This is a genomic window from Streptomyces sp. NRRL S-31 (genome assembly GCF_000718775.1).
GTDB lineage: Bacteria > Actinomycetota > Actinomycetes > Streptomycetales > Streptomycetaceae > Streptomyces.
In genome coordinates this window covers 20260-46748 of the sequence record NZ_JOCB01000014.1, presented here as the reverse complement: position 1 = coordinate 46748, position 26489 = coordinate 20260, and the positions used below count along the sequence as shown (strand labels likewise).

18 protein-coding genes and 1 pseudogene are annotated in these 26489 nt (G+C 74.2%); 8 read left to right on the top strand and 11 right to left on the bottom strand.

Annotation, left to right across the window (positions count from 1 at the left end; genetic code table 11):
- Positions 1 to 30 precede the first annotated feature (30 nt).
- Positions 31 to 1107, top strand: coding sequence for an AI-2E family transporter (locus IF37_RS0108420; RefSeq protein WP_030738620.1), 1077 nt, complete (start codon positions 31 to 33; stop codon positions 1105 to 1107).
- A 58-nt stretch (positions 1108 to 1165) separates the two neighbouring features.
- On the opposite strand, the gene IF37_RS0108415 is transcribed toward IF37_RS0108420, so the two are convergent.
- Positions 1166 to 3328, bottom strand: a complete 2163-nt coding sequence (locus tag IF37_RS0108415) for a SpoIIE family protein phosphatase (protein ID WP_030738618.1) — start codon at positions 3326 to 3328, stop codon at positions 1166 to 1168.
- Positions 3329 to 3501: 173 nt separating this feature from the next.
- On the opposite strand from IF37_RS0108415, the gene aspS reads away from it, so the two are divergent.
- The gene (gene aspS, locus IF37_RS0108410; protein ID WP_030738615.1) at positions 3502 to 5265 is read left to right on the top strand and encodes an aspartate--tRNA ligase; all 1764 of its coding nucleotides are present in this window, start codon (positions 3502 to 3504) and stop codon (positions 5263 to 5265) included.
- 81 nt (positions 5266 to 5346) lie between these two features.
- Here the strand turns inward: aspS and IF37_RS0108405 are convergent, their stop codons facing one another.
- The 5 genes from IF37_RS0108405 to IF37_RS0108385 form a co-directional block, all read right to left on the bottom strand.
- Entirely contained in the window at positions 5347 to 6039 is a 693-nt protein-coding gene (locus IF37_RS0108405) for a hypothetical protein (RefSeq protein WP_030738612.1), read from the bottom strand.
- Between the two features lie 18 nt (positions 6040 to 6057).
- On the bottom strand, positions 6058 to 7782 hold the full coding sequence (gene metG / locus IF37_RS0108400; protein ID WP_030738609.1) for a methionine--tRNA ligase: 1725 nt from the start codon (positions 7780 to 7782) through the stop codon (positions 6058 to 6060).
- Positions 7783 to 7903: 121 nt separating this feature from the next.
- The gene (locus IF37_RS0108395) at positions 7904 to 9724 is read right to left on the bottom strand and encodes a VWA domain-containing protein (RefSeq protein WP_030738606.1); all 1821 of its coding nucleotides are present in this window, start codon (positions 9722 to 9724) and stop codon (positions 7904 to 7906) included.
- 89 nt (positions 9725 to 9813) lie between these two features.
- The gene (locus IF37_RS0108390) at positions 9814 to 11757 is read right to left on the bottom strand and encodes an FUSC family protein (protein WP_030738604.1); all 1944 of its coding nucleotides are present in this window, start codon (positions 11755 to 11757) and stop codon (positions 9814 to 9816) included.
- Between the two features lie 33 nt (positions 11758 to 11790).
- Complete coding sequence (locus IF37_RS0108385; protein WP_079165620.1) at positions 11791 to 12648, bottom strand: alpha/beta fold hydrolase; 858 nt, start codon at positions 12646 to 12648, stop codon at positions 11791 to 11793.
- An 88-nt stretch (positions 12649 to 12736) separates the two neighbouring features.
- On the opposite strand from IF37_RS0108385, the gene IF37_RS0108380 reads away from it, so the two are divergent.
- Positions 12737 to 14083, top strand: a complete 1347-nt coding sequence (locus IF37_RS0108380; RefSeq protein ID WP_030738599.1) for a PLP-dependent aminotransferase family protein — start codon at positions 12737 to 12739, stop codon at positions 14081 to 14083.
- Here IF37_RS0108380 and IF37_RS0108375 read toward each other — a convergent pair.
- Both IF37_RS0108375 and IF37_RS0108370 read right to left on the bottom strand, forming a co-directional pair.
- On the bottom strand, positions 13983 to 14909 hold the full coding sequence (locus IF37_RS0108375; RefSeq protein WP_030738596.1) for a hypothetical protein: 927 nt from the start codon (positions 14907 to 14909) through the stop codon (positions 13983 to 13985). The two genes, IF37_RS0108380 and IF37_RS0108375, sit on opposite strands and share 101 nt — an antisense overlap.
- Positions 14910 to 15187: 278 nt before the next feature.
- The gene (locus tag IF37_RS0108370; protein WP_030738594.1) at positions 15188 to 15670 is read right to left on the bottom strand and encodes a hypothetical protein; all 483 of its coding nucleotides are present in this window, start codon (positions 15668 to 15670) and stop codon (positions 15188 to 15190) included.
- Between the two features lie 164 nt (positions 15671 to 15834).
- On the opposite strand from IF37_RS0108370, the gene IF37_RS0108365 reads away from it, so the two are divergent.
- Together IF37_RS0108365 and IF37_RS0108360 are read left to right on the top strand one after the other, a co-directional pair.
- Positions 15835 to 17007: a PP2C family protein-serine/threonine phosphatase gene (locus tag IF37_RS0108365; protein WP_037856010.1), complete on the top strand. Its 1173-nt coding sequence runs from the start codon at positions 15835 to 15837 to the stop codon at positions 17005 to 17007.
- A gap of 108 nt (positions 17008 to 17115) precedes the next feature.
- Positions 17116 to 18411 (top strand): hypothetical protein, encoded by a 1296-nt coding sequence (locus IF37_RS0108360; protein WP_030738588.1) that lies wholly within the window; start codon positions 17116 to 17118, stop codon positions 18409 to 18411.
- Between the two features lie 3 nt (positions 18412 to 18414).
- Here the strand turns inward: IF37_RS0108360 and IF37_RS0108355 are convergent, their stop codons facing one another.
- Together IF37_RS0108355 and IF37_RS41745 are read right to left on the bottom strand one after the other, a co-directional pair.
- Positions 18415 to 20376, bottom strand: coding sequence for a YncE family protein (locus IF37_RS0108355; RefSeq protein ID WP_030738585.1), 1962 nt, complete (start codon positions 20374 to 20376; stop codon positions 18415 to 18417).
- 136 nt (positions 20377 to 20512) lie between these two features.
- A pseudogene (locus tag IF37_RS41745) lies at positions 20513 to 20707 on the bottom strand (amidohydrolase); the annotation flags it as partial.
- A gap of 556 nt (positions 20708 to 21263) precedes the next feature.
- On the opposite strand from IF37_RS41745, the gene IF37_RS0108340 reads away from it, so the two are divergent.
- Positions 21264 to 22607, top strand: a complete 1344-nt coding sequence (locus IF37_RS0108340) for a helix-turn-helix domain-containing protein (protein ID WP_030738581.1) — start codon at positions 21264 to 21266, stop codon at positions 22605 to 22607.
- A gap of 3 nt (positions 22608 to 22610) precedes the next feature.
- Here the strand turns inward: IF37_RS0108340 and IF37_RS0108335 are convergent, their stop codons facing one another.
- Positions 22611 to 23411, bottom strand: a complete 801-nt coding sequence (locus tag IF37_RS0108335) for a hypothetical protein (RefSeq protein WP_030738578.1) — start codon at positions 23409 to 23411, stop codon at positions 22611 to 22613.
- A gap of 182 nt (positions 23412 to 23593) precedes the next feature.
- Here IF37_RS0108335 and IF37_RS0108330 point away from each other — a divergent pair, with 182 nt between their 5' ends.
- Positions 23594 to 24559 carry a nucleoside hydrolase gene (locus IF37_RS0108330; protein WP_030738575.1) on the top strand — a complete coding sequence of 322 codons (966 nt, stop codon included), beginning with the start codon at positions 23594 to 23596 and terminating at the stop codon, positions 24557 to 24559.
- Positions 24560 to 24682: 123 nt separating this feature from the next.
- The gene (locus IF37_RS0108325) at positions 24683 to 26353 is read left to right on the top strand and encodes an alpha-amylase family glycosyl hydrolase (RefSeq protein ID WP_030738572.1); all 1671 of its coding nucleotides are present in this window, start codon (positions 24683 to 24685) and stop codon (positions 26351 to 26353) included.
- Positions 26354 to 26489 lie beyond the last annotated feature (136 nt).

The following is a 26489-nucleotide window of genomic DNA, read 5'->3' as shown; positions in this document are numbered from 1 at the left end:
AGCCGGCGGCGGGCGTGATCGGCTTGGGCCGTGCGTCTGCTGCCCGATCCCGTCCGCCGGCTCGCCGCCTGGTGCGCCGTGCTGCTGCTGGTCGCCGGGGTGGGCTGGATCGGGGTACGGCTGTGCGGGGAACTGCGTACGGCCGTCACGCCGGTGCTGCTGGCCCTGCTCGGCACCGCGCTGCTCGGCCCGCTGTACCGGAAGCTGGTGCGGGCCGGGGTGCGGCCGTCGGTGGCGGCCGGGCTCACCTGTGTCGCCGTGGTGGCCGTCGTCGGCGGTGCCGTGTACATCGTCGTCGCCGCGCTGGTCGACAGCGGCGCGCAGATCCTCGACTCGCTGCGGAACGCCGCCAAGGGGGTCTCGCGGCACTTCGGGTCCGTCGGCACCGGGCTGGACGACCTCGCCGGCAACGCGCGCCGGCTGCTGGGGGAGTTCGGCGGGACGGCCGCCTCCAACGTCATCAGCGGTGTCAGCGTGGTCGCCGAGAGCATCGCCATGGCCGTGCTCGCGCTGCTGCTCGTCTTCTTCTTCCTGCGTGACTCCCACCGGGCGGTGGCGGCCCTGCGCGCCCTCGCGCCCGGGGGCACCGCCGACACCCTGGAGGCCGTCGCCCGGCGGGCCTTCGCCGCGGTGGAGGGGTTCATGCGCGGGACGACCTTCATCGCGCTGATCGACGCCCTGTGCATCACCGTCGGCCTGCTGATCCTGCGGGTGCCCGGCGCGCTCGGGCTGGGCGCGCTCGTCTTCGTGGGTGCCTACATCCCCTACCTGGGCGCGTTCCTCTCCGGCGCGGTGGCCGTGCTGGTGGCCCTCGCCGACCGGGGTTTCGTGATCGCGCTGTGGGTGCTCGGGGTGGTGCTCGCGGTGCAGGTGCTGGAGGGGCATGTGCTGCAACCGGTGATCCAGAGCCGGACCGTGCAGATGCACCCGGCGGTGGTGATGGTGGCGATCACCGCGGGCGCCTCCGTCGCGGGCATCCTCGGCATGCTCCTCGCGGTCCCGCTGACCGCGGCGGCCTTCGGTGTCGGCGCGGAGCTGCGCGACCGCGGCGCGGGCCCGGCCGGGCCGTCCGACGGCGCCGCCCGCGGCACACCGGGCGGCACCTGACGCGCCGTTCCCGGTACGCCGGTACTCCGGGCGGCACCTGACGCGCCGCTCCCGGGTCTCAGGGCGCCCCTTCCGGTGTCCCGAGCGGTGTCCCCGCCGGTTCGCGGAGTTCGAACCAGATGCACTTGCCCTCGCCCCGCGGGTCCACGCCCCAGGCGTCCGCGAGGAGCTCGATCAGCATCAGACCGCGGCCCGAGGAGGCCAGTTCGCCGGGGCGGCGCCGGTGCGGGAGGTCGTCGCCGGTGTCGAAGACCTCCACCCGCAGCCGCCGCCCGGACCCGTCGTCGCAGACCTCGGCCAGCAGCAGCGCGTCGGCGTCGGTGTGCACCAGGACGTTGGTGACCATCTCCGAGACCAGCAGCACCGCCGAGTCGACCTGCTCGGCCGAGCTCCAGTCGTGCAGCAGCTCGCGCAGGTACTGGCGGGCCTCGGCGATGCGGTCCGGCTCGTCCTGCCCCACCGACAGCAGGGTGCGCCGCACCGTGCGCCGTGCCGTGACGGTGGTGTCGCCGCACCCGGAGCCGTCGCCCGGACGGCAGAGCAGCAGCAGCGCGATGTCGTCCTCGCGGCGGTCGGTCAGCGGACCGGTGGTGTGGTGCGAGGACGGCCCGTGCACCGCCTGCACCAGGGCGTCGGCCAGTGACTCCAGGTCGCCCCCGCCGTCTTCCCCGTGGGTCTCCAGGACCGCGCGCAGCCGGCGCCAGCCGCTCTCCATGTCGTGCCCGCCGGTCTCGATCAGGCCGTCGGTGCACAGCATCAGCGTCTCGTCGGGTTCGAGGGTGAACCGGGTCGTCGGGTAGTCGGCGTCCGGATCGATGCCCAGCGGCAGCCCGCCCGCCGTCGGCCGCAGCATCACCGTGCCGTCCGCCATCCGGATCACCGGGTCCGGGTGCCCGGCGCGGGCGATCTCCAGCGCGCCGGTCGCCGGGTCGGCCTCCACGTAGAGGCAGGTCGCGAAGCGCGGGTCGGCCAGGGCGTCGTCGGCGGCGGGTGCGACGCCGTGCAGGAAGCGGGAGGCGCGGGAGAGGACGGCGTCCGGCCGGTGTCCCTCGGCGGCGTACGCGCGCAGGGCGATCCGCAGCTGGCCCATGAGCCCGGCCGCGCGGACGTCATGGCCCTGGACGTCCCCGATGACCAGCGCGAACCGGCCGGAGGGCAGCGGGATCATGTCGTACCAGTCGCCGCCGACCTGGAGTCCGCCGCCGGTCGGGATGTACCGGGCGGCCACCCGCAGCCCCGGCACCTCCGGGCCCAGCGACGGCAGCATGGTGCGCTGGAGGCCCTCCGCCAGCTCCCGCTCGGTCTCGGCGGCGCCGGCCCGGGACAGCGCCTGGGCGAGCATCCGGGCGACCGTGGTCAGCACCGCGCGCTCGTCCGGGGTGAACGCCACCGGATAGGTGAACGCGGCCATCCAGGCACCCATGGTGCGCCCGGCGACCGTCAGCGGGAGGAACGCCCACGAACGGCGGCCGAAGACCTGGGCGAGCGGCCAGGTGGCCGGGTAGCGGGCCCGGTACTCCTCCGGGGAGGACAGGTAGACGGCCTGCCCGGTGCGGACGACCTGGGCGGCGGGGTAGTCGGTGTCCAGCGGCATGTGGGAGAAGGGGCTCATGTCGGCGGCCTGGTGGCCGTGCTGGCCGGTGATCGTCAGCCGGTCGCCCTCCACCCCGAACACCACGAGTCCGTCCGGGGAGAACCCCGGCATCGACAGGCCGCCCGCCACCCGCAGCACCTCGGCCGTGGACCGCGCCTCCGCCAGCGCCCGGCCCGCGTCCAGCAGGAACGCCTCCCGGGAGCGTCGCCAGTCGCCGGTGACCGTGCTGCGGCCGACGGCGGTGCCCGGGGCCGGCTCGGTCACCTCCTGGAGGGTGCCGATCAGCTCGTAGGCACGTCGTTCGGGGTCGAAGGACGGCTTCGACCGGCTGCGGACGACCCGCAGGATGCTGCCGTCCCCGTCCATGATCCGGATGCGGACCTCGGCGAGGGTGCCCTCGGCGACCGCCAGCCGGACCACACCGGTGATCTCGTTCCAGTCGACCGGGTGCAGCCGGGCCCGGGCCTGGGCCTCGGTGAGGGTGGCCGGCTCCGCGGGCAGCCCGAGCAGCCGCGCCGCCTCCGCGTCCACGGTGACCAGCCCGGTGGCCGTGTCCCAGTGCCACAACCCGGTGGCGAGGGCGGCGAGGACGTCCCCGACGGACGGCAGAGGCTCCCCTGTGCGCATTGCCCCACTTTAGGAAGATGTGGCCGCAGGCTGCCACCCTGGCCGCGGCGGACGGCAACGAGGGGGATCCGATCTTGGGGTGCCCGGTACCCTTGATGGGTCCGGGCCCCGCGCCCGTTCCCGCCGGGGGAGAGCACCTCCGGCAACTCCCGAACGAAGGACGATGAACGACGATGCATCGGTACAGGTCCCACACCTGCGGCCAGCTCCGCGCCTCTGACGTCGGCGCCGACGTCCGGCTGAGTGGCTGGCTGCACAACAGGCGCGACCTGGGCGGCATCCTCTTCATCGATCTGCGCGACCACTACGGCATCACCCAGCTGGTCGCCCGCCCCGGCACCCCCGCGTACGAGGCCCTGGACAAGATCTCCAAGGAGTCCACGGTCCGCGTCGACGGCCGCGTTGTTTCACGTGGAACCGAGAACGTGAATCCCGACCTGCCGACCGGTGAGATCGAGGTCGAGGTCGGCGAGGTGGAGCTGCTCGGCGCGGCCCAGCCCCTGCCCTTCACCATCAACACCGAGGACGGGGTCAACGAGGAGCGGCGCCTGGAGTACCGCTTCCTGGACCTGCGCCGCGAGCGCATGCACCGCAACATCATGCTGCGTACGGCGGTCATCTCGGCGATCCGGCACAAGATGACGGCGCTGGGCTTCAACGAGATGGCGACGCCGATCCTCTCCGCCACCTCGCCCGAGGGCGCCCGCGACTTCGTGGTCCCCTCCCGGCTGAACCCGGGCAAGTTCTACGCGCTGCCGCAGGCCCCGCAGCAGTTCAAGCAGCTGCTGATGATCTCCGGCTTCGACCGCTACTTCCAGATCGCGCCCTGTTTCCGCGACGAGGACGCTCGCGCCGACCGCTCGCCGGGCGAGTTCTACCAGCTCGACGTCGAGATGAGCTTCGTCGAGCAGGAGGACGTCTTCCAGCCGATCGAGCGGCTGATGACCGAGCTGTTCGAGGAGTTCGGCAACGGCCGTCACGTGACGTCCCCCTTCCCGCGGATCCCGTTCCGCGAGGCGATGCTCAAGTACGGCTCCGACAAGCCGGACCTGCGCGCCAAGCTGGAGCTGGTGGACATCACCGACGTCTTCGAGGGCTCGGAGTTCAAGGCGTTCGCCGGCAAGCACGTGCGGGCCCTGCCCGTCCCGGCCGTCCAGGACCAGCCGCGCAAGTTCTTCGACCAGCTCGGCGACTTCGCCGTGTCGCTGGGCGCCAAGGGCCTGGCCTGGGTGCGCGTCGGCGAGGACGGCGCGCTGTCCGGCCCGATCGCCAAGTTCCTCACCGAGGAGAACGTCGCCGAGCTGACCAAGCGGCTCTCCCTCGCCCCCGGCCACGCGGTCTTCTTCGGCGCGGGCGAGTTCGACGAGGTCTCCAAGGTCATGGGCGCGGTCCGGGTCGAGGCCGCCAAGCGTGCCGGCCAGTTCGAGGAGGACGTCTTCCGCTTCTGCTGGATCGTCGACTTCCCGATGTACGAGAAGGACGAGGAGACGGGCGCGATCGACTTCTCGCACAACCCCTTCTCCATGCCGCAGGGCGGTCTGGAGGCCCTGGAGACCCAGGACCCGCTGGACATCCTCGGCTGGCAGTACGACATCGTCTGCAACGGCGTCGAGCTGTCCTCCGGCGCGATCCGGAACCACGAGCCGGACATCATGCTCAAGGCCTTCGAGATCGCGGGCTACGACCGTGAGACCGTCGAGGAGAAGTTCGCGGGCATGCTGCGCGCCTTCCGCTTCGGCGCCCCGCCGCACGGCGGCATCGCCCCGGGCGTGGACCGCATCGTCATGCTCCTCGCGGACGAGCCCAACATCCGCGAGACGATCTCCTTCCCGCTCAACGGCAACGCCCAGGACCTGATGATGGGCGCCCCGACCGAGCTGGAGGAGTCCCGTCTGCGCGAGCTGCACCTGGAGGTCAGGAAGCCGCAGCCGAAGTAGCCGGAGCGGTGCACCACCCGTGCGCGCCGATCGTGTCCTGACTCGCTCTTGACGATCGGCGCGCACAGCCGTCTCCGGGGCTCAGTCGCCCTGCTCGTCGGTCCCGGCGTCCGGGGAGGCGCCGTCCTCCAGCAGCCGCTCGGCGATGTCGTCGGACCAGCGCTGGGCCCAGGCGCGCAGGGCGGCCACCGCGGCCTCGTCCAGGCCGTACCGGAGGAAGTCCCGGTCGGAGTAGAAGTCCGTGCCGGTCAGCCGGGACTGGAGGGTGGGCAGGTCGAACGGGTCGTGGGCGTGCCGGCGGCCCAGCTCCTCCAGTCCCGGCAGGGAGAACCGGGCCGCGCAGGCGTGCGCGTCGATGAGGTCGACGGCCGCGCCCCGGTCGTACAGGGCCCGGATCTTCGTACCGACGGCGTCCGCCGGGCAGAGCGCCGGACCGTACCCGGTCAGTTCCGGCGGCTGCCAGAAGACCTCTTTGTGCAGGGCGAGCGCGCACGGCTCGCCGGTCGGCGGGTCGGTGACCGTCAGCTGCGCGGTGAGCGCGGTGACCGCGCCGGTCCGCACCCGCCGGCCCCGCGCCTCCAGGGCCGCGCCGACGGCACCGGCGACCCGCTCCATCGCCTCGGCGCTCTCGGTGGCGAGATCGAGGCCGGAGTGCGGGCGCCGGACCAGCCCGTGCGCCTGGAGGGCGTAGCCGCCGGCCAGTACCAGGCCGTACGGGCCGCCCGCCCGGACGGCGTCCGCGAGGAGCCGGCGATGGGGTTCGGGGATGTCCACGGCGGACAGGCCGGGTGCTCAGCCCTCGTCGCCGCCGAAGCGCTCCTTGTACGTCGCCAGGTCCTCGTCGGTCAGCTTGGCGAAGAGGACCGGCGGGACCGTGAAGGGGGTGCCGGCGGGAACCGCGTCCAGGGCCCTGGCCTCGTCCGGGGAGACCCAGGCCGCGGTGTCGTCCGGAAGGGTGAAGGCCCGTCGCATGGCGGCGGAGCTGGCCGGGATCAGCGGCTCGGAGACCACCGCGTACAGGCGGATGAGGTTCATCGCCGTCCGCAGGGTGAGGGCCGCGCCCTCCTTGTCCGTCTTGATCTCCAGCCAGGGGGCCTTCTCCTCCAGGTAGGAGTTGCCGGCCGACCACAGGGCGCGCAGCGCCGCGGCGGCCTTGCGGAACTGGAGGGCCTCCATGTGCTCCTCGTACTCGGCGAGCAGGCGGGCGATCTCCTCGCCGAGCCTCGTCTCCGCCTCGCCGGGCTCACCGCCGGCCGGGACCTCCTCGCCGAAGCGCTTCTTGCTGAAGGACAGCACGCGGTTGACGAAGTTGCCGAGGGTGTCGGCCAGGTCCTTGTTCACCGTGGCGGTGAAGTGCTCCCAGGTGAACGACGAGTCGTCCGACTCCGGGGCGTTGGCGATCAGGAAGTAGCGCCAGTAGTCGGCGGGCAGGACCTCCAGGGCCTGGTCGGTGAAGACGCCCCGCTTCTGGGAGGTGGAGAACTTGCCGCCGTAGTACGTCAGCCAGTTGAACGCCTTGACGTAGTCGACCTTCTTCCACGGCTCGCGCACGCCCAGCTCGGTGGCCGGGAACATGACCGTGTGGAACGGGACGTTGTCCTTGGCCATGAACTCGGTGTAGCGGACCGGGTTCTCGCCGGAGTCCGCGTCGTACCACCAGGACTTCCAGTCCCGGTTCTCCGGGTCCTGGTCGGCCCACTCCTTCGTCGCGCCGATGTACTCGATCGGGGCGTCGAACCAGACGTAGAAGACCTTGCCCTCGGCCGCCAGCTCCGGCCAGGTGTCGGCCGGGACGGGGACGCCCCAGTCCAGGTCACGGGTGATGGCGCGGTCGTGCAGGCCCTCGGTCAGCCACTTGTGGGCGATGGAGGAGGCGAGCTGCGGCCAGTCCTTGTCGTGCCGGGCGACCCACTCGCGGACCTTGTTCTCCAGCTTGGACTGGAGCAGGAAGAGGTGCTTGGTCTCGCGGACCTCCAGGTCGGTGGAGCCGGAGATCGCCGAGCGCGGGTTGATCAGGTCGGTCGGGTCCAGTACGCGGGTGCAGTTCTCGCACTGGTCGCCGCGGGCCTTGTCGTAGCCGCAGTGCGGGCAGGTGCCCTCGACGTAGCGGTCGGGCAGGAAGCGCTCGTCGGCCGGGCTGTAGACCTGGCGGATCGCCCGCTCCTCGATGAAGCCGTTCTCGTTCAGCCTGCGGGCGAAGTGCTGGGTGATCTCGACGTTCTGCCGGCTGGAGCTGCGGCCGAAGTAGTCGAAGGCGAGCGCGAAGCCGTCGTAGACCGCCTTCTGGGCGTCGTGCGCCTGCGCGCAGAACTCGGCGACGGGCAGGCCCTGCTCCTTGGCGGCCAGCTCGGCGGGGGTGCCGTGCTCGTCCGTCGCGCAGATGTAGAGGACGTCGTGACCGCGCTGGCGCAGGTAGCGGGAGTAGACGTCGGCCGGGAGCATGGACCCCACCATGTTGCCCAGGTGCTTGATCCCGTTGATGTACGGAAGGGCGCTGGTGATGAGGTGTCGAGCCATCGTGGCTGCTCCCAGGTCGCGTTTTCTGCGGTTTCGAACCTTGAAATCGTAGCCGACAGGGGTGGGCCGCCCGCTTCCCGTTTCGCAGGGTGGGAAGGGGCGGCCGGATGACGACGGGCGGTTACGGGCGCCAGGTGGCGAGTACGCCCGCGTACACCTCCGCGTCAGTCAGTTCGCGGGGGGTGGGGCCGGCGTGGAAGAAGGACGCGTTGCCGGTCTTCAGCTTGCGGAGGTAGTCGAAGGCCTTGTTGTCGTGGTCGCCGAAGGCGACGAAGGAGAAGAAGAGGCCGGGGTGGCTCTCGGCGGCGTCGGTGAGGGCCTGGGTGGCGGGGGTCTTCGCGTCGGGGGCGCCGTCGGTCTGGAAGACCACGAGGGCGGGGGTGCGGGGGGTGTCGGGAGCGTCGGGGGTCGTGACGTGCTTGTCGTAGTGGGCGAGTACGGCTTCGACTGCGGCGTGGTAGCTGGTGCGGCCCATGCGGCCGAGGCCGGCGTGGACGTCGTCGATCTTCGACTCGTGGTCGGGGGCGAGGGTGAGGTCGGTGGTGCCGTCGACCTCCGTGGAGAAGAAGACGACGTGGACCGTGGCCTCGGGGTCGAGGTGGGCGGCGAGGGCGAGGGTCTGGTCGGCGAGGGCCTGGGCGGAGCCGTCCTTGTAGTACGGGCGCATGCTCGCGGAGCGGTCCAGCACGAGGTAGAGCTTGGCTCGGGTGCCGGTGAGGTCGGTCTTCCTGAGGGTGGTTGCGGCGGCCTTGTAGGCGGCGACGAGGTTGGGGGTGCGGGAGCGGAGCCTTGCCAGGGGGGTGGCGGATGTGGGCTTTTCGGTGGGAGGTGTTCCTGCGGGGGTGTCCGCCTCGGCTTCGCCTTCGGCGGGGGTGTCCGTCTCGGCTTCGCCTTCGGCGGGGGTGTTCCCACCCGCACCACCCGTGCGGGTTTCGTCGTCGGGTGCGGGTGGCCCCTGTGGGGCGTCCTCTCCGTCGGCGGCCTGCGGGGCGGTGGGCTCGGCGGGCGGAGCCGCCTCCTCGGCCACCGGCTCGGCCGCCGTCCGGTCCGCCTCCGCCGGCTTCTCCTCCGCCGCGCTCACGTCCTGACCGGGAGCCGTCGCCTCGGGCTTCTCCTCGGCCACCGGCTCGGTGGTCGCGGGGGCCGTCGCCTCGGGCTCGTCCCCGTCCGCAGGTTCGGCCGTTGCCGGGGCCGTCGCCTCTGGCTTCTCCCCGGTCTCCGGTTCGGCGTCCGGGGGTGTCACAGCCGTCGGCTTCTCCTCGGCCTGGTCCTCGGCCGTCGGTTCGGCCGCCGTCGGGGCCGTTGCCTCGGGCTTGTCCTCGGTCGTCGGTTCGGCCGTTGCCGGGGCCGTTGTCTCGGGCTCTTCCCCGGTCTCCGGTTCGGCGTCCGGGGGTGTCACAGCCGTCGGCTTCTCCTCGGCCTGGTCCTCGACCGCCGGTTCGGCCGCCGTCGGGGCCGTCGCCTCGGGCTTCTCCTCGGTCTCCGGTTCGGCGTCCGGGGGTGTCACAGCCGTCGGCTTCTCCTCGGGCTCGCCCTCAGCCGCCGGTTCGGCCGTTGCGGGGGCCGTCGTCTCGGGCCTGTCCCCGTCCGTCGGTTCGGCCGCCGTCGGGGCCGTCGCCTCGGGCTTGTCCTCGGTCGCCGGCTCGGTGGTCGTGGGAGCCGTTGCCTCCGGCTTCTCCTCAGCCGTCTGCTCAGGCTCCTTTTCGGCCGTCGTCGGCTCGGATTCCGTCGGAGCCGGAGCGGGGACCTGGACGTTGTCGAAGGCCGCCGCCACCAGTTCGTGCTCCGCCGAGGTGTGCTCCTCGGCGGGTGCCCGGCGGGGTTCGGGGAGGGAAGGGGAAGCCGTGGGCGGGGTCTGCGTCCGGTCCGCACCCTCCGCCTCGGTGGCTCGTGTCTTGCGTGAGCGGCCGAACGCATTTCGCAGGAGAGTGAGAATGCCCATGTGCGCAACCCTTCGCGTGAGGTTGTAACCCGTCAATCGCTGGCCAGGACGGACACGTAAGGTTAGCGGCCCCGCGTTGCGGGACCGCGTCAGCGCGGGGACGCGATCGCGCGGGCCGCCGCCACCTCCTGGCGCAGGGGTTCCAGCACGCTGCCCGCCGGTCCGGTGAGGTCGGTGCGGACGGCGACCAGGGTCTCCTGGCTCCGTACGCCCTCGGACAGTTCCCGCAGTTGCAGCGTCACCTGCGCGACCTCGGCGGTGGACGGGGGCGCGGCCCCGTGGCGGACCCGGACGCGGGCCGCCGTCGTGGCGTCCACGATGCGTTCCACGGCGACGACCAGCGGCCACCACGCGGCGGCGCGCCGGCCGGTCGGCGGCGGCTCGGTCAGGGCCCGCTGGAACTCGGTACGGATGACGGACAGGTCGCGGTACAGGCGGCGGCGCATGCGGTGCCGGGCTGACGCGTCCGGCGCGGGGCCGAAGGCCGCTTCGACGTAGGCCGCCGTGTCCGCCACCGCGTCGGCCAGCCGGTCGCCGACCCGGGTGCGCCAGCTCTCGGGCCACAGCAGGTAGCCGGCGGTCAGGCTGATCGCGCAGCCCAGCAGGGAGTCGTTCAGCCGGGGCAGCAGCAGGGCGGTGCCCTGGTGGTTGAGGATGTCGGAGAGGAGCAGGATCACCGGGGTGATGGCGGCGGTCTGGTAGCCGTAGCCCCGGGGGGTGAGGGCCGGGATCAGCGGGGCCAGCAGGAGGAGCGCGGGCACGTCCCACCAGCCCAGGGGGACCTCGGCCAGGACCACCGCCGCCACCACCAGGCCGGCCACCGTGCCGAGCGCGCGCAGCAGGGCGCGGGAGAAGACCGAGCCGAAGTCCGGCTTGAGTACGAAGGTGACGGTCAGGGCGACCCAGTAGGAGCGGGGCACGGGGACCAGGGAGACCAGGGCCTGGGCGGCGCCGATGCAGACCGCGAGGCGGACGCCGTAGCGCCAGGAGTTGGCGGACAGCACGACGTTGCGCGTGGCGCGGGCCGTGCGGATGCGGAGCGTGGCGGGCCGGCCGAGGCGGTCGTCGATGCCCCGGGGGTCCACGTCGGGCGCGGTGACGACCTCGGCCGTGTGGCGCAGGGCGTGGTCCACCGCGCGGGCCGTCTCCGTGGTGGGGTCGGGCAGGCGCAGCGGGGGGAGAGCGGTGTGGTCCGACGCCACCGCGTCGGCCAGCAGGCGGAGCGCACCGGGGATCTCCGGGGGGAGGGGACGGGCCGCCAGGTGGGCGGCGGGGGCCGCCTCGATCACCGGGGTGATCGCGTTCAACTGGGCGAGCATCCGCGTTAGTTCGGGGCTGCGGCCGTGGTGGCGGGCGCGTCGGGCGAGGATCAGGTCGTACGACTGGTTCAGGGACTGGGTGACGACGCGCCTGGCTTCCTCGTACTCCTCGACGCGGTCGGTGCCGGCGACGGCGAGGAGGTCGGCGACCGTGCGGTAGGTGCCGGCCACCGCGGTCCGCTCGGGGATGCCCGCGCGCAGCGGCCAGGCCAGCAGGGCCAGCAGGAGGACGAGGAGGCCGCCGCTGGTCATCAGGACGGGGGCCAGCCACCAGGGGGAGGGCAGCGGGAGGCCCGCGCCCACCACGCAGTTGAGGAGCAGCAGGAGGCCGGAGACGGAGGCGACCGCGCCGATCGTCGAGATCATGCCGGAGAGCAGCGCGACGGCGGTGACGGCGGCCACCGCGTACCAGCCGTGACCGTAGGCCAGGGTGCCCAGGGTCACGCCGACCGCGCCGAAGAGCTGCGGGACGGCGATGTTGATGATGCGCATGCGGTAGGCGTCGGCGGTGTCGCCGATGACGCCGGACAGGGCGCCCATCGCGGCGAGGGCGCCGTAGGCCGGGCGGCCGGCGGCGAGGCCGAGTGCCAGGGGCAGGGCCATGCCGACGGCGGCACGGGCCACCGCGGCCCGGTTGACGGGCGCCTGCTGGGGTTTGAGGTTCCGGACCAGCCAGTCGGGAGGGGTGAGGCCGATGGGGAACTCTCGGGACATGGGCCCATTATGGAAGCTTCGACCGGATTCGGTTCATGCCTGTCGGCGCACGGTTCGGTCCCGTCCGTGCACGGAAGCGGGTCCGCCGTCCCGCGGCCCGCCGTCGAGCTTGCCGTCGAGCCGTGCCAGGAACTCCCCGAGGGCCCGGTTGAACTCCGCGGGCCGCTCCAGGTTGGGCAGGTGGGCGGCGCCCTCGATGACGCACAGCACGGAGTCGGGCAGCGCCGCGTGCATCGCCTCGGCGTCGGCGACGGGGGTGTAGGTGTCGTCGGCGCCGACCACGACCAGCGCGGGCACGGCCAGCCGGGTCAGCAGCGCGCGGTAGTCGGGGCGTTCGGCCCGGCCGCGCAGGGCCGCCGCGGCGCCCTCGGGGGAGGTGGCCGTCATCATGCGGTGCACATGGGCCTTGACCCCGGGGTCGGCGCTGGGGGCGACCATCCTCTCCAGCACCTCGTCGGCGTAGCCGCGCATGCCCTCGGCGAGCAGCCGGTCGGCCATGGCCGCGCGGCTCCGCCTGCCCTCGGGGGTCTCGGCGGCGGGGAAGGTGTCGGCGAGGACCAGGCCCCGGACGCGCTCGCCGAAGCGGGCGGCGCACTCCATGACGATCTGGCCGCCCATGGACAGCCCGGCGAGGACGCAGCCGTCCACCTCCAGGCGGTCCAGGAGGGCGGCGATGTCCTGGGCGTGGCGGGCCAGCGGGACGGTGCCGGGGGTGACCGGTGAGGCGCCGTAGCCGCGCAGATCGGGGGCGATCACCCGGCGGCCGGCGGGGAACTCCGCCAGTTGCGGCTGCCACATCGTGCGGTCGAAGGGGTGGCCGTGGACGAGGACGAGGGGGACCCGGGAGGGGATACCGGGGTCTTTGTCCTCGAATGCGAGGAAGGAGGGCATGGCAAGGACCCTAGGGCGCCCCGTCACTCGGTGCAATAAAATCTTTGCTCTCGGTGCAATCCAACGCACCGCAGGACGAGGGGGATTCGTGGACGACTACCGGGGCATCGCCGACCGGATCGCGGCCGACATCACCGGCGGCCGGCTCCGGCCCGGCCAACGGCTGCCGCCGCAGCGGGCGTTCGCCCGCCGGCACGGCATCGCGCCGTCGACGGCCGGGCGGGTGTACGCCGAACTCGTGCGCCGCGGGCTGGTGGTGGGCGAGGTCGGGCGCGGCACGTTCGTACGGGCCGCCGCGCCCGACGGGCAGCCGGGGCACGCCCTCGTCGAGGCGGCCGGCACCCCGCTGGTGAACCTGGAGCTGAACTACCCGACCGCGCCGGGCCAGGCGGAGCTGCTGGCACCCGCCCTCGCCTCCCTGCTGCGGCCGGACGCCCTCGGCCAGGCGCTGCGGCCGGCCGCCGCCGCGGGCACCCCGGCGGCCCGGGAGGCGGTCGCGGACCTGCTGGCGCGGAGCGGGCCGCGGACCGGCCCGGAGCGCGTCCTGTTCACCGGCAACGGCCGCCAGGCCATCGCCGCCGCCCTCGCCTCGCTGGTCCGGCCCGGCGGCCGGGTCGGGGTGGAACCGCTGACGTACCCGCTGGTCAAGGAGATCGCGGCACGGCTCGGCCTGGTCCTCGTGCCGCTCGCCACGGACGCGGAGGGGCTGGTGCCGGAGTCGGTCGTCGAGGCCCACCGCGCCACGCCGCTGTCCGCCCTCTACCTCCAGCCGACCCTGCACAATCCGACCTCGCTGACGACGGGCGCCGGGCGGCTGGGGCAGCTCGCCGACTGTGTCCACAGGCTGGGGACACCGGTCGTCGAGGACCGGATCTGGGCCTTCCTGCACCCGGCCGGGCCGCCCCCGCTCGCCGCGCTCGCGCCCGGGCTGACCCACCTCGTCGACAGCCTGTCCAAGCGGGTGGCGCCCGGCCTCACCGCCGGTTTCGTCGTCGCGCCGCCCGGCCGCGTCGAGGCGGTGGCCCGCGCCGTGCGGTCCGGCGGGTGGAGCGCGGGCGCCTTCGCGCTGGAGGCGGCCGTGCGCTGGCTCGGCGACGGCACCGTGGACCGGCTGGTGGCGGCCAAGCGGCAGGACGCGCGGCGGCGGCAGCGGCTGGTCGCCGAGCGGCTGGCCGGGTTCACCGTACGGTCCGACCCGGCCGCCTGTTTCGCCTGGTGGGAGCTGCCCGCGCCGTGGCGGGCGGACACCTTCACGGCCGCCGCGCGGGCGCACGGCATCGCGGTGACCCCGGGTACGGCCTTCGCCGTCGGCACCGGCCGGGCCCCGGACGCGGTCAGGCTCGGGCTCGGGTCGGTGCCGGAGCCGCGGCTGGCGCGGGCGCTGGCGACGCTCGCCGGCGTCGCGCGGGACGGGGCGGCCGCGGATATCGGGTGAGCCACGCGGTGAGGGCCACCGCGAGCCCCAGGCCCAGCAGCAGCCAGCCGGTGGTGCGCAGGGTGCCGGTGAGGGCGTCGTAGACCGCGCCCGCGGCCGGGTGGGACACGTCGGCGGGCAGGTCGGCCAGGGTGAGGCCGCGGCCGAGGGCGAGGGCGAGGACGAGCAGGGCGCCGCCCAGGGCGGTGCCCAGGGCGGTGGCGGCGACGGCCCGGCGCCGGCGGACGGCGAGCGCGATCCCGCCGACGGCGAAGGCGACGGACGCCACCGGCAGCCAGAAACCGGCGACTTCGAGCACGTGGAACCCCTTCCGGAGCGTGGTCAGCCGGCCCGCCGGGAGCACGGCGACCGCGGTGTGCTCCACCGGGATGCGCGCGGCGAGCGGCACGTGGTCGTGGGTGAGCTGGCGTTTGACCTGGGCGGTGACCGGGGCCAGGTCGACGGTGACGGCGCGCTCGTCCGCCGCGCGCAGGGCGTGCAGGACGGCGTCGTGGGTGATCCGGTTGCCGGTGTCCCAGGCCAGCCGGAAGGCCCGGGTCTGGGTGAAGGAGCGCACCGCGTCGTGTACGAACGGGCGGACCGAGCCGCGGGTCGGATGGACGCCCAGCTGCCGGTCCACCGCGCGCAGCAGGCCGTCACCGACCGTGTCCACGACGGCCTCCCGCACGGCCGGGTCGGTGGCGAGCGGCGCCATGGCGGTGACGTACCGGCCCGTGTCGGCCAGCCCGTACGCCGCCCAGGCCGCCAGCGCGCCGAACGGCGTGAGCAGGCAGGACAGGATGATCAGTACGGCCGACAGGGCGCTCCTGAGACGTCGTGGGGGCACGTCCCAAGCCAAGTCGGGCGGGAGCCCGCGCGCGAGCGGGAGGACTGCATCCGGGCGGCGGGACAACCCTGTCGGCCCCGTCCGGGTGTCCGCCCTCCGGTGGAGGGTTCACCCGGACGGGTGTTTCCTGGTGCTGAGTGGTTCCGGCGCGTCCGGCTCGTCCGGGTCGTGGAGCCGGCCCGTGCCCGGAATCCCTCCGTGAGGAGGAGGGGCACACAGGGGAGCGCGTGGGTTCCGGCCGCTCGGCCGGGACCCACGCGCGCGCCGGGCGCGGACGCTCAGCGGATCCGGTGCCCGGCCGCGTCCTCCCGCGTGTAGTAGCGGTAGAAGAGCGTGCCGAAGGTGCCCGCCGCGATCAGCAGCGAGATCACCACGGTTCCCCAGACCGGCGGGGTGGACTGGATGTAGAGGAACCCGAAGGCGGCGCCCGCGAACGCCGACCAGGCCAGCGCGTGCACCTCCCGCCGCAGCCGCGGGGCCAGCGCCAGCAGGGCCGCGCACACCACCGCGAACACCAGGGCGGTGAGGAAGCCGAACAGCACGTTCCCGCCGGTGATGGGGCCGCCGAAGCGCCGGTTGGCCGCGGCCCAGTAGCCGTAGACCAGTCCCAGTACGACGGGGCCGGCGATCCTGGCCAGCCGGTGGGCGCGGGCGTCGAAGACGTCGGGCGGCCGGGCGCGCGTCCCGGCCGGCCGGCCCGTCACCTCGGGCGTGCGGCCGGGCCGGGACATGCCGCCGGGCGCGGGTGCCGCTTGAGCCATGGGAGCACTCCTTCCTCTCCTCGCCCCCGATCCGCCCCCGCTACCAGGGCACACCGGGGCACCCGGCCCGGCAAGTCGGCCGGAGGGCGGGAGGGGCCGGACCGGGGCCCGGATGCGTCCGGTGGCCTCCCGTGATTCGCTGGGGGCATGGAGGGCTGCCGACCGTGACACAGGTGGAGTACGGGCGGCGGAGCCCGCTGCTGCGGGTCCACGGGCGGAGCGTCGCCTGGCTGCCGCCGCTGCTGCTGCTGGTCGGGGTCACCCTGCTGGACTTCACCACCGGCGAGCGGTTCCGGATCGTCTCCTGGATCGTCCTCGTCCCGGGCATCGCCGCCGCGATCTGCGGGGTGTGGACGACGGCCGCGTACAGCGTGGTGTCGCTGGTGACGTACTTCGTCGTGGACAGAGCCTGGCCCGACCAGTACCAGGCGGGGCTCGGCGACTTCATCCTGGTCGCGCTGGGCGGCACCCTGGCCACCCTCGCCTCCGTCGTACGGGTGCGCCAGGAACGGCAGATGCTGCACATCAGGGACATCGCCGAGACCACCCGGCGCACCGTGCTGCGCCCGCTGCCGCCGCGCTGGGCCGGGCTGGAGCACGCCGGGGTGTACCTGGCCGCCGACGTCGACGCCCGGGTCGGCGGCGACTTCTACGACATCCAGCCCAGCCCGTACGGCGCCCGGGTCCTCGTCGGCGACGTGCAGGGCAAGGGCCTCGGCGCGGTGGAGGCCGCCGCCGTGCTGCTGGGCACCTTCCGCGAGGCCGGTTACCACGAGCGGGACCTCGCGACCGTCGCCGCGCGCCTGGAGACCCGGATGCTGCGGCACCGCTGCCACACCACCGCGCTCGGCCGGGACGACGGCGACCGCTTCGCCACGGCCGTCCTGATCGCCTTCCCGGCGGGCACGCGGGAGACGGTGGAGGTGGTGAACTTCGGACATGAGCCGCCGCTCGCGGTCGGTCCCCGCGGGGTCCGCGAACTGCCCAGCGGCGACGGGGTGCCACTCGGTCTCTGCGCCCTGGCGGACGGCCTGCCGCCGGTGCGCCGGGTGCCGCTGGCCGCGGACGAGACGCTGCTGCTGGTCACCGACGGGGTCACCGAGGCCCGCGACCGGCCCGGGGAGTTCTACCCGCTGGCCCGGGAGGTCGACCGCGCCGTCCGCGCCGACCCGCCGCGCGCCGAGCCGCACGACCTGGTCCGCCTGGTCCGGGACGGCGTGCTGCGGCACAGCGCGGGCCGGCTGGAGGACGACACCACGATCTTCGCGGTGCGGCGGGTGGCGGACGCCGGCGGCACGCCGGGCGAAGACCTCGAACAGGGACGTTTGCGGTCCTGAGGCGCCGGTTCGCGGCGCCAGCGGTTACGGTGCTGGCTGGAGAGCGGATCAACGGGGTCCTCGGGACCGGAGGGTCCCGGGGTCCCCAGGGTGACAGGGGGAAGCGCGATGCCCGGAACCGTGCTGCTGATCGCGGCCGCGCCGCTGGGCCGGGGACGCCTGGTGGACGCGGCCGGCGTCCTGCCGGTGCTGGCCGCCGTCGCCCCCGCCGTGCTGTCCGGCACCGACACCGCGAACGTCGTGGAGCTGGCCGACCCGCTGGAACCGCAGGCCGTCCTCACCCGGCTGCGGGCCGCGGCGGCGGCCCCCGGGCCGCTCACCGTCTACCTCACCGGCCAGCTGCACCTGGACCGCCGCCAGCACCGGCTCCACCTGGCCCTGGCCCGCACCACCCCCGCGACCCTGCGCTACACCGGGCTCCCCTGGCACTGGGTCCGGGAGGAGCTGCGGCTGCGGTCCGCGGCGGACACCGCGCTCGTCGTCGACCTGCACGCGGACGCCGAGGCATGGCGGCACGTGTCCGAACACGGCCTCGACTGTGGCCCGCGGATCCCCGTCCACGGCCGGGTCGCCCCGCCCCCCGGGCGGCGGGGGCCGGCGGAGCCGGTGTACATGAAGACGGTGGCGACCCTGCTGCGGAGCGGACACCGGCCGCCCCTGCACACCCTGCACCAGCAGACCCTGGCCCGCCTCCAGGCGGAGACGGCGGACAACCTGCTGCTGGACGGTGCCGGGGGGCGGCCCGCGGGGTTCCCCGCGGACGCGCCCGCCCCCGCCCCGGCAGCGGGCGGTCCGGTACCCGGGGCCCGGTCACCGGAGGCGGTTTCCGGACCCGTGCCGGACCCCGTGCCGGACCCCGGGCCGGGCGGCGGGTTCGTCCCGGGCCCCCGGCCGAGCGCCGCCGCCTCCGGCACGCCGTCCGCCGCTCCCGCACCCGCCCCCGGCGGGCACTCGGACGACCCCCTCCCCGCGGCCCGGCCCGGTGATCCGCACGCCGCGATCAGCGCCGCGGTGCGCGATGGCCGGCACGGCGAGGCCGAGGGGATCGCCGCCCGGTACCAGGAGGAGGCCGAACGGGAGCACGGGGCCGGCTCGGAGCAGGCACTGCACTGGCGCGAGGTCCGGGCCGATCTGGCGATGTTCGCGGGGGACCCGGAGCGCAGTTGCCGGGCCTGGCTGGCGGTGGCCGAGGCGCGGCTGGCCGCGGGGCAACCGGTGGACGCGCCCGCCGTGGAGGCGGCCGTGGACCGTGCCCACCACCAGTGGGGCCGTATCGAGGACACGGCGCGGGCCCGTGAACTCGGGCCCGCGCTCGCTCGGTTGCGGCTCAGGGTGCCGGGGCGCCGCAGCGGCGCGCTGGAGAACGTCCAGCGGCAGCTGGGCCGCCTCGAGGCCGCGCCGTAGTGCTCACTTGGTGAAGGTGAAGTACTTCCAGGCGCCGTGCGTCGTGGAGTTCACGGTGTCACCGGAGGCGCTGTTGATGTACGACGAGCGGACCCGGAAGCGCCAGCCGACGTCCTCGCCGTGGTCGCCGTTGATGCGGACCTTGGAGACGCCGTCGGAGCCCAGCTTGAAGTACGCCGGGTCGCCCGGGTACCAGCGGCCCTGGTAGTACACCTCGAACTCGAACTTCTGCGCGCGGCCCGGGAAGTACGACATCTTCGTCGTGATCAGCGGGTCCTTGCTCTTGTGGAAGAAGTAGTACGTGTGGCCCCACGTCGACTTCGACTTGTAGTGGCCCGAGACCGACGTGGACACGCTCACCCGGGCGCCGACCGTGCTGGAGGCGGAGGCGGAGGTGTATCGGGAGTCGCCCGTGAACTTCGCGGTGACCTTGGTGTCCCGCTTCAGGTCCAGGGTGACCGACAGGTTGCCGTCGGAGTTGACCTTGCCGGACTTCACCTTCCTGTTCGGCTTGTCGGAGCCGAACGGGTCGGCCCAGATCTCCACCGTGCGGTTCTTGTACGTCTTGCCGAGGTGCGCGGTGAACGTGACGTCCTTGCCGTACGCGTACACCTTGCCGTTGTTGTTCACGGTCAGGGCCGGCTTGGCGCGGGAGACGTCGACGGAGTCGGCGGCCTTGGCGGGCGTGTGCGCGGTGTCGCCCTCGAACGTCACCGTGTAGGTGACCTTGCCGCCGGAGGGAGGCGTGTCGGTGAAGGCGAACGCGCCGCCGGTGCCGAGGGACTTGGTGCCGAGGGACTTGCCGTTCGGCGACTCCATGTCGGTGCGGGTCACCTTCAGCGGGGTGCCCGCGGGCAGCGCGAGTCCGGAGGTGAGCTTGCCGGTGACCTTGAGGGACTTGGCGCGGTCCGCCTTCGTCGGGGCGTCGACCGTCAGGGTCGCCTGGTACTTGCGGGGCTCGTCGATCCGGTGCAGCTGGGTGGACCCGCCGGAGCCCGTCTGCACGAAGAGCTTCGCGCCGTCCGCCGACCAGCTGATCGCGTGCGCGCCCCACGGCATCCAGCTGTGGGAGACGTTGCGGACGCTGGGCTTGTCCGGGCCGCCCGTGAAGACGTAGGTGTCACCGATGTCGTCGGTGTCCAGGACGGTGGCCGCGACGGTCCCGTCCGGGGCGACGGCGACCGTCTCCGGCTGGTCCTTGACCGGGTACGTGCGCACCTGGGCGAGGTCCGAGAGCCGGTACTCGGTGAGGGCGCGGGTGCCGGGACCGGCGACCACGATGTCGTGGCCGTCCGGGGTGAGGGCCGCGTCCTTGTAGAAGCCGCCCTTGTCCTCGGTGACGCGGATGACGGGCGTGCCGGAGGAGACGTCGTAGACGACGATCGGGCCGGAGCTGATGCCCGCGTCCAGGGCGACCAGCGTGCCGGGGTTGTCCGGGTCGGCGTACAGCTTGGGCGGGCTGGCGAAGTCGTGGCCGGCGGCGAGGTCGAGGGTGACCGTCGGCGTCTCGGCGGTCAGGTCGACCACACCGAGGCCGGAGTCCCACTGGTCGCCGTAGCCGAACCAGAGCCTGCCGTCGGCGTAGGAGACGCTGGACGGGATGGTGCCCGGGCCGGTCGGGTACTCGGCGGTCTGCTTGAGCTGCGCGGTGTCGATCGCGACGATCTTGTCGGCGCCGTACAGGGCCGCGTACAGCGTGCCGCTGTCCGGGCTCAGTTCGAGGTCCCTGACCTGCGGCAGGCCGGTGATGGTGCCGGTCACCTTGCCGGTGGCGTCGGTGACGACGATCCGGTTGTTGTACCGGTCGGCGAGGAAGATGTGCTGGTGGACGCCGTCCACCACGGTGTCGCCGGCGTCCGAGAGCGGGATGGGCCGGTCGGTGTCGGCGTACGACGGCGCGGCGAGCGCCATCGAGCCGATGAGTGCCGCCAGGGTGGCGGCGGCGGTGAGAGAGCGCTTGCGCACGCTGATTCGAACCCCCCGGAACGAAGGAAAGACACGAACGAAGGAAAGACCTGGTCGCCGCCGGGCAGGGCGAGGTGTGTGCCCGCTGTGCGTGAACCGTGAGTGCCTCGTGCGGCGAGTGTGCGCAAAGACTAGGTCATGCCACCGACAATTGCGTCAGGGCCCCCGGGACGAGGGTGCGGACACCGGGGGCGACCGTGGACAGGTCGGGCGCGAAGCGGGGGCTGTGGTTGCTCGGCACCGCCGAGAACTTCTCCGGGACCGTGTCGCCGGGCGCCTGCTCCCACACCTCGGCGGGGGTCGTGGTGACGAACCAGCAGGCGTACGGGACCGAGCCGCGGCGGTCTCGAACCCGGCCTGTCGGAGCTGTCCGGCCAGCTTGCCTGCGGTGCGGTGTTCGCGCGGGGACAGCTCGGGGTGCCGGTGCAGGTCCCGGTAGAAGTCCTCCAGGTCGGCGACCGGCAGGTCGGCGGTCAGTTCCAGGGCGGTCCGGGCCGCGGGAGAGGTCACGGGGCCACGGTAGGACCGCCGGGCGGCGGCCGGGGAGGGCCCGGCGGCGTCGTCAGGGGTGTGTCTGTGTCCGCTGGACCGTGACCGGTGCCGGCGGGGTGTCGGACGCCCGGGCCGGGCCCGCGTTGCCCGCCAGCAGCAGGGTCGTCGTCGCGATCACGGCCGCCACCACGCCCCGGGCGGCGGAGGTCCGTCCGGCGGGTCTGGGCCGCGAGCCGGGGAGGGCACGGGAAGGCGGCGCGTAGGGAGCGGATGTACGTCCGGGCACGGCGACCTCGCAACACAAGCGACGTGTCAAGCAGGCTTAATCCGCCGTTTAACCTAGGGGCTGCCGTAGTCAACGGCAAGGGGCACCAGGGGAGTTGGGGGAACCGGGCATGCCTGAACGGGACGAGCCCGAGGTCATCGGGCGGCGGGTGCAGCGGCTGCGCGCCCAACGCGGGCTGACCCAGCGGCAGCTGGCGGAGCCGGCCTACACACCCGCCTACATCTCCACCGTGGAGGCGGGGCGGGTGCGGGCCTCAGAGGAGGCGCTGCGGCACATCGCGGACCGGCTCGGGGTGGCCTTCGAGGAACTCGCCGTCGGCCGCCCCGCCCACCTCGCCACCACCCTGCGGCTGCGGCTCACCGAGGCCCAGCGCGTCCTCGCCGACGGCCGGGCCGAGGAGGCCGCCGCCCAGTACGCCGGCTTGCGCGCCGAGGCGGAGGCCCACGGGCTGGCGTGCGAGCAGGCCGCCGCGCTGCTCGGACTCGGCGAATGCGCCCTGGAGACGGGGCGGCTGGACGAGGCGCGCGGGCACTTCGAGCAGGCCGAGGAGCGGCTGGCCGGCCGGCCGCTGCCGATCCGGGTCCCCGCCCTGCGCGGCCGGGCCGTCGCCCACTACCTCGCCGGTGAACTCCGGTACGCCGTCTACCTCCTGGAGACCGCCCTCGACGAGCTGAACCGCGGCGGACTGCACGACCCCGACGCCCTGCTCCTGCTCTACGCCAGCGTCATCGGCCCCTACATGGACATGGGCGCCCACGCCCGGGCCGCCCAGGCCGCCGAGTTCGCCCTCGCGCTCGCCCCGCAGGCCGGCGACCCCGCGCTGATCGCCCGAATGCACCGCGCGGTGGCCCGCACCCTGCTCGCCGAGGGCCGGGCCGCCGAGGCCGACGCCTCCCTGGCCAAGGCCGCCGAGCTGTACCGCCGGCTGCGGCTGCGCACCGAGCTGGCCAACTGCCACTGGATGCGCGGCTACGTCTGCGCCCAGAACGGCGAACTGGAGCGCGCCGAGGACGAGCTGCGCCAGGCGCACACCATGCTGGCCCGGACCCGGGCCGACCTGTACCGCAGCCAGGCCGCCGTCGAACTCGCCGACGTCCTGCACCGCCGGGGCAAGTCCGAGGAGGCCGCCGCCCTGCTCAGGGACGTCCTCGGGGGCTTCTCCTCCGAGCGCGGCGCCGTGCACGCGGCCGGCGCGCACCGGCTCCTCGGCATCATCGCCGAGGACGCCCGGGACACCGAGGCGGCGGAGGAGCACTACGTCCGCGCCCTGAGCCTGCTGGAACGCGCGGGCGCCGCCGGTGACCTGGCCGACCTGTGCCGCCTCCTCGGCGACCTGCTCCGCCGCACGGGCCGCGTCGAGGCCGCGCTGGACGCCTACCGCACCGGCCTGGGGCACCGCACCGCCCCGGGCACCACCACCCTGGGCGCGGCCCCGGCCCAGCCGCCGCTGTGAGCCTCACACCTGCGCCCGGCCCTGTCTGCGGATGTCGGCCAGGCGGAGGGCGCCGATCTGGACGGCGGCCTGGGTGGCGTCGTTCGGTACGTCACCCAGGCCGCCGTTGGTGAGCGCGAAGGCGTCCTCGCCGACCCGGACGGCGGCCACGTCGATGGTGAGCAGATACCGCTGCCCGTCCGGCGTGACGCTGGCGACGGTGACGCGCAGGCCCTGGCGCACGTCCCCGACCTCCGGCAGCGGGGCGTCCACGACCTGTACGTCCTCCGGGAGCCCCAGCTCCGTGGTGGCGGTGAACCGCGCGCACCGCACCGGCAGCGTCCTCAGCCAGGCCAGCGTGGCGTCGACGTCCGCCGGGCGGCGGGCGGCGATCTGGTAGCGGAGCTGGGCCTCGGTGTCGGCGTCGTCGAGGCCGACGGCGATCCGCGCCGGGGCGCCGAGCAGTTCGTCGCCGTAGAGGGCGTCCAGCAGCCGCTGGCACTCCGCGGCCGTGGTGCGGCTCTTCAGCAGCCCGTCCCGCCAGGTGGCCGCGCCGCGCGTGGCGGTCCAGGGGGCGCCGAGGTCCGTCTGGGTGATCAGCGCGGCCCGCGCCTGCTCGTCGGTGAGCGTCGAGCCGTCGGCCCGCCGGGGCGCCCCGGACGTCGGCGCCGGCCGGTCCACCGTGGGCAGCGGGTAGGGCGCGCTCGCCGGGTGGTGCAGACCGAGGGCCGCGCAGCCGCCGCCGACGAGGAGACCGGTGGCGAGGAGCGGCAGCCGGACGGCACGGGGTATCCGGGGTATCCGGGGGCGTATCGCGGGGGACATCGATGCCTCCTTGCGCTGCGTGCGGCCGGCGGGGTGCCTGCTCTCACGGCACCACCGGCCCGACCCGCCCACCAGCGCTCCGGGCCGTACGGGTGAGGCCGGGGCGGGGGCGTCGGGAGCCCGCGGCCCCGCTCCCCGCGCCCGGACCTGATCTAAGGTCGGCACGACGGAAGGAGTCCGCCGTGACCGGTCAGCCCATACCTGTGATCATCGACTGCGACACCGGCGTCGACGACGCCCTGGCCCTGCTGTTCGCCGTGCGCCACCCGGGACTCGATCTCCGGGCGGTGACCTGCGTGGCCGGGAACACCGACGTCGACGGGGTGGTCCGCAACACGCTCACCGTGCTGGAGCGGGCGGGCGCCCCCGCCATCCCGGTCGGGCGGGGTGCCGAGCGCCCGCTGCTGGAACCCGCCCGCTCGGCCCGGCACGTGCACGGCGCCGACGGCATGGGCGACCTGGGGCTGCCCGCGCCCGCCCGGACGGCGGCCGACACCGACGCGGTCACCCTGCTGCGCCGGGAGATCCTCGCCTCGCCGCGTCCGGTCACCCTGATCCCGACCGCGCCGCTGACCAACATCGCGCTGCTGCTGCGCACCCACCCCGAGGTGACCCGGAACATCGAGCGGATCGTGTTCATGGGCGGGTCCGTGACCACCGGCAACGCCACCCCGGTCGCGGAGTTCAACGTCTGGCACGACCCGGAGGCGGCGGCGATCCTGCTCACCGCGGGGGTGCCGATCACCATGTACGGCCTGGACGTCTTCATGCGGGTCGTGGTCCCCGCCGGCGAGGTGCACCGGCTGCGCGCCAGCGACGAACCCGGTACCCGGCTGGCCGGGGACCTCCTCGCGCACCGGCCGACCACCCAGGGCGAGGAGCCGGCGGCGGAGGAGGCGGGCGGCCTCGGCGACGCGGGCGCGGTGTGCGCGGTCGCCGACCCGCCGGGCCTGACCACCCGGTCGCTGCCGGTGGAGGTCTCCCTGGCCCCCGGTCCGGCCCGCGGCCAGACCGTGGTGGACCGCCGCCCCCGCCCCGGTGAGTCCGAGATCCACGAGGGCGGACGCGAACGGGCGCTGGTGGACGTGGCGTTGGACGTGGACGTGGACCGGTACGTGAAGCTGTACCTGGAGACGGTCGAACGCTAGGGGGTCTCGTTCGGGTCGGCGGGGCGCTCGTTCGGCCCTGTTCCTCTTCCGGGCGAGGTGGACAGATTCTGTACTGTCGACCGAACGGCACAGCGACCGTCGTACCGCCCGAACGGAGCCCGTATGACCGACCTCTCGCCGGACCCCTCGCCGGACCTGTCGTCCAGGAACCCCGACTGGTGGCGCCAGGCCGTCGTCTACCAGGTCTATCCGCGCAGCTTCGCCGACGCCGACGGTGACGGCCTCGGCGACCTGCGGGGCGTCACCGAACGGCTGAACCACCTCGCCACGCTGGGTGTGGACGCCCTGTGGCTGAGCCCCTTCTACCCCTCCGAACTCGCCGACGGCGGCTACGACGTCATCGACCCGCGCGGTGTCGACGAGCGCCTCGGCACCCTGGACGACTTCGACGCCCTGGTCGCCGAGGCGCACCGGCTCGGCCTCAAGGTCGTCGTGGACATCGTCCCCAACCACACCTCCCATCTGCACCCCTGGTTCCAGGAGGCGCTGCGGGCCGGCCCCGGCTCGCCCGCCCGGGACCGCTACGTCTTCCGGCCGGGCCGGGGCGCGCGGGGCGAGGCCCCGCCGACCGACTGGCGGTCGGTGTTCGGCGGCAGCGCCTGGCGGCGGGTGCCCGACGGCGAGTGGTACCTCCACCTCTTCGCCCCCGAACAGCCCGATCTGGACTGGGGGAACGAGGAGGTCCGCGCGGACTTCCGGACCACCCTGCGCTTCTGGTCCGACCGGGGCGTCGACGGTTTCCGCGTCGACGTCGCCCACGGCCTGGCCAAGGACCTCGCCGAGCCGCTGCGGGACGTCGGCGACATCGGCGCGACCGGGGAGGAGGCCCTGCTGCGGGTGGCGCCGGGCAGCCACCCGTACTGGGACCGCGACGAGGTGCACGAGATCTACCGCGACTGGCGCAAGGTCTTCGACGCCTACGTCCCGCCGCGCACCGCCGTCGCCGAGGCATGGGTGCCCGCCGCCCGCCGCGCCCTGTACGCCCGCCCCGACGAACTCGGGCAGGCGTTCAACTTCGAGTACCTGGAGGCGCGCTGGGACGCGGCGGAGCTGCGGGAGGTCATCGTCGGCTCACTGGACACCGCCCGGGCCGCCGGGGCCTCCGCCACCTGGGTGCTCTCCAACCACGACGTCGTCCGGCACGCCTCCCGGCTGATGCTGCCGCCCGGCACCGACCCGGCCGCCTGGCTGCTGTCCGGCGGCACGGCGCCCGCGGTCGACCCGGTGGCCGGAGTGCGCCGGGCCCGGGCGGCGACCCTGCTGATGCTGGCGCTGCCCGGCTCCGCCTACCTCTACCAGGGCGAGGAACTCGGCCTGCCCGAGGTCGCCGACCTGCCCACGGAGGTGCTCCAGGACCCGATCTGGACGCAGACCGGGCATGTCCGCAAGGGCCGCGACGGCTGCCGGGTGCCGCTGCCGTGGACGGCGACCGGCGTGTCGTACGGCTTCGGTCCGGGGGCCGGCTGGCTGCCGCAGCCGCCGGTCTTCGCGTCGTACGCCGTCGAGACGCAGACCGGCGTCGAGGGCTCCACCCTGGAGCTGTACCGCACGGCCCTGCGGCTGCGCCGCAAGCTGCTGGACGGCGAGACGCTGACCTGGACCCCGGGCGTGCCCGCCGGCGTGCTGGACTTCACCCGCACCGAGACCTGGCGCAGCGTCACCAACCTGGGCACCGCGCCGGTTCCGCTCCCGGCCGGCGAGGTCCACTTGAGCAGCGCCCCCCTGCCGGACGACGGCACGCTGCCCCCGGACACCACCGTGTGGCTCGGCTAGGGGGATTCGTTCGATCAGCCCGGGGTCGCGGTGCCCGGCACGGCACTCCTCAGCCTTCGGCGGGGGTGCTCCCACGCCGCGTTGTCGGACCACCCGAGTACGCCCGGTACGCGGGTGGCCCGGCGGGTAGCCCGCC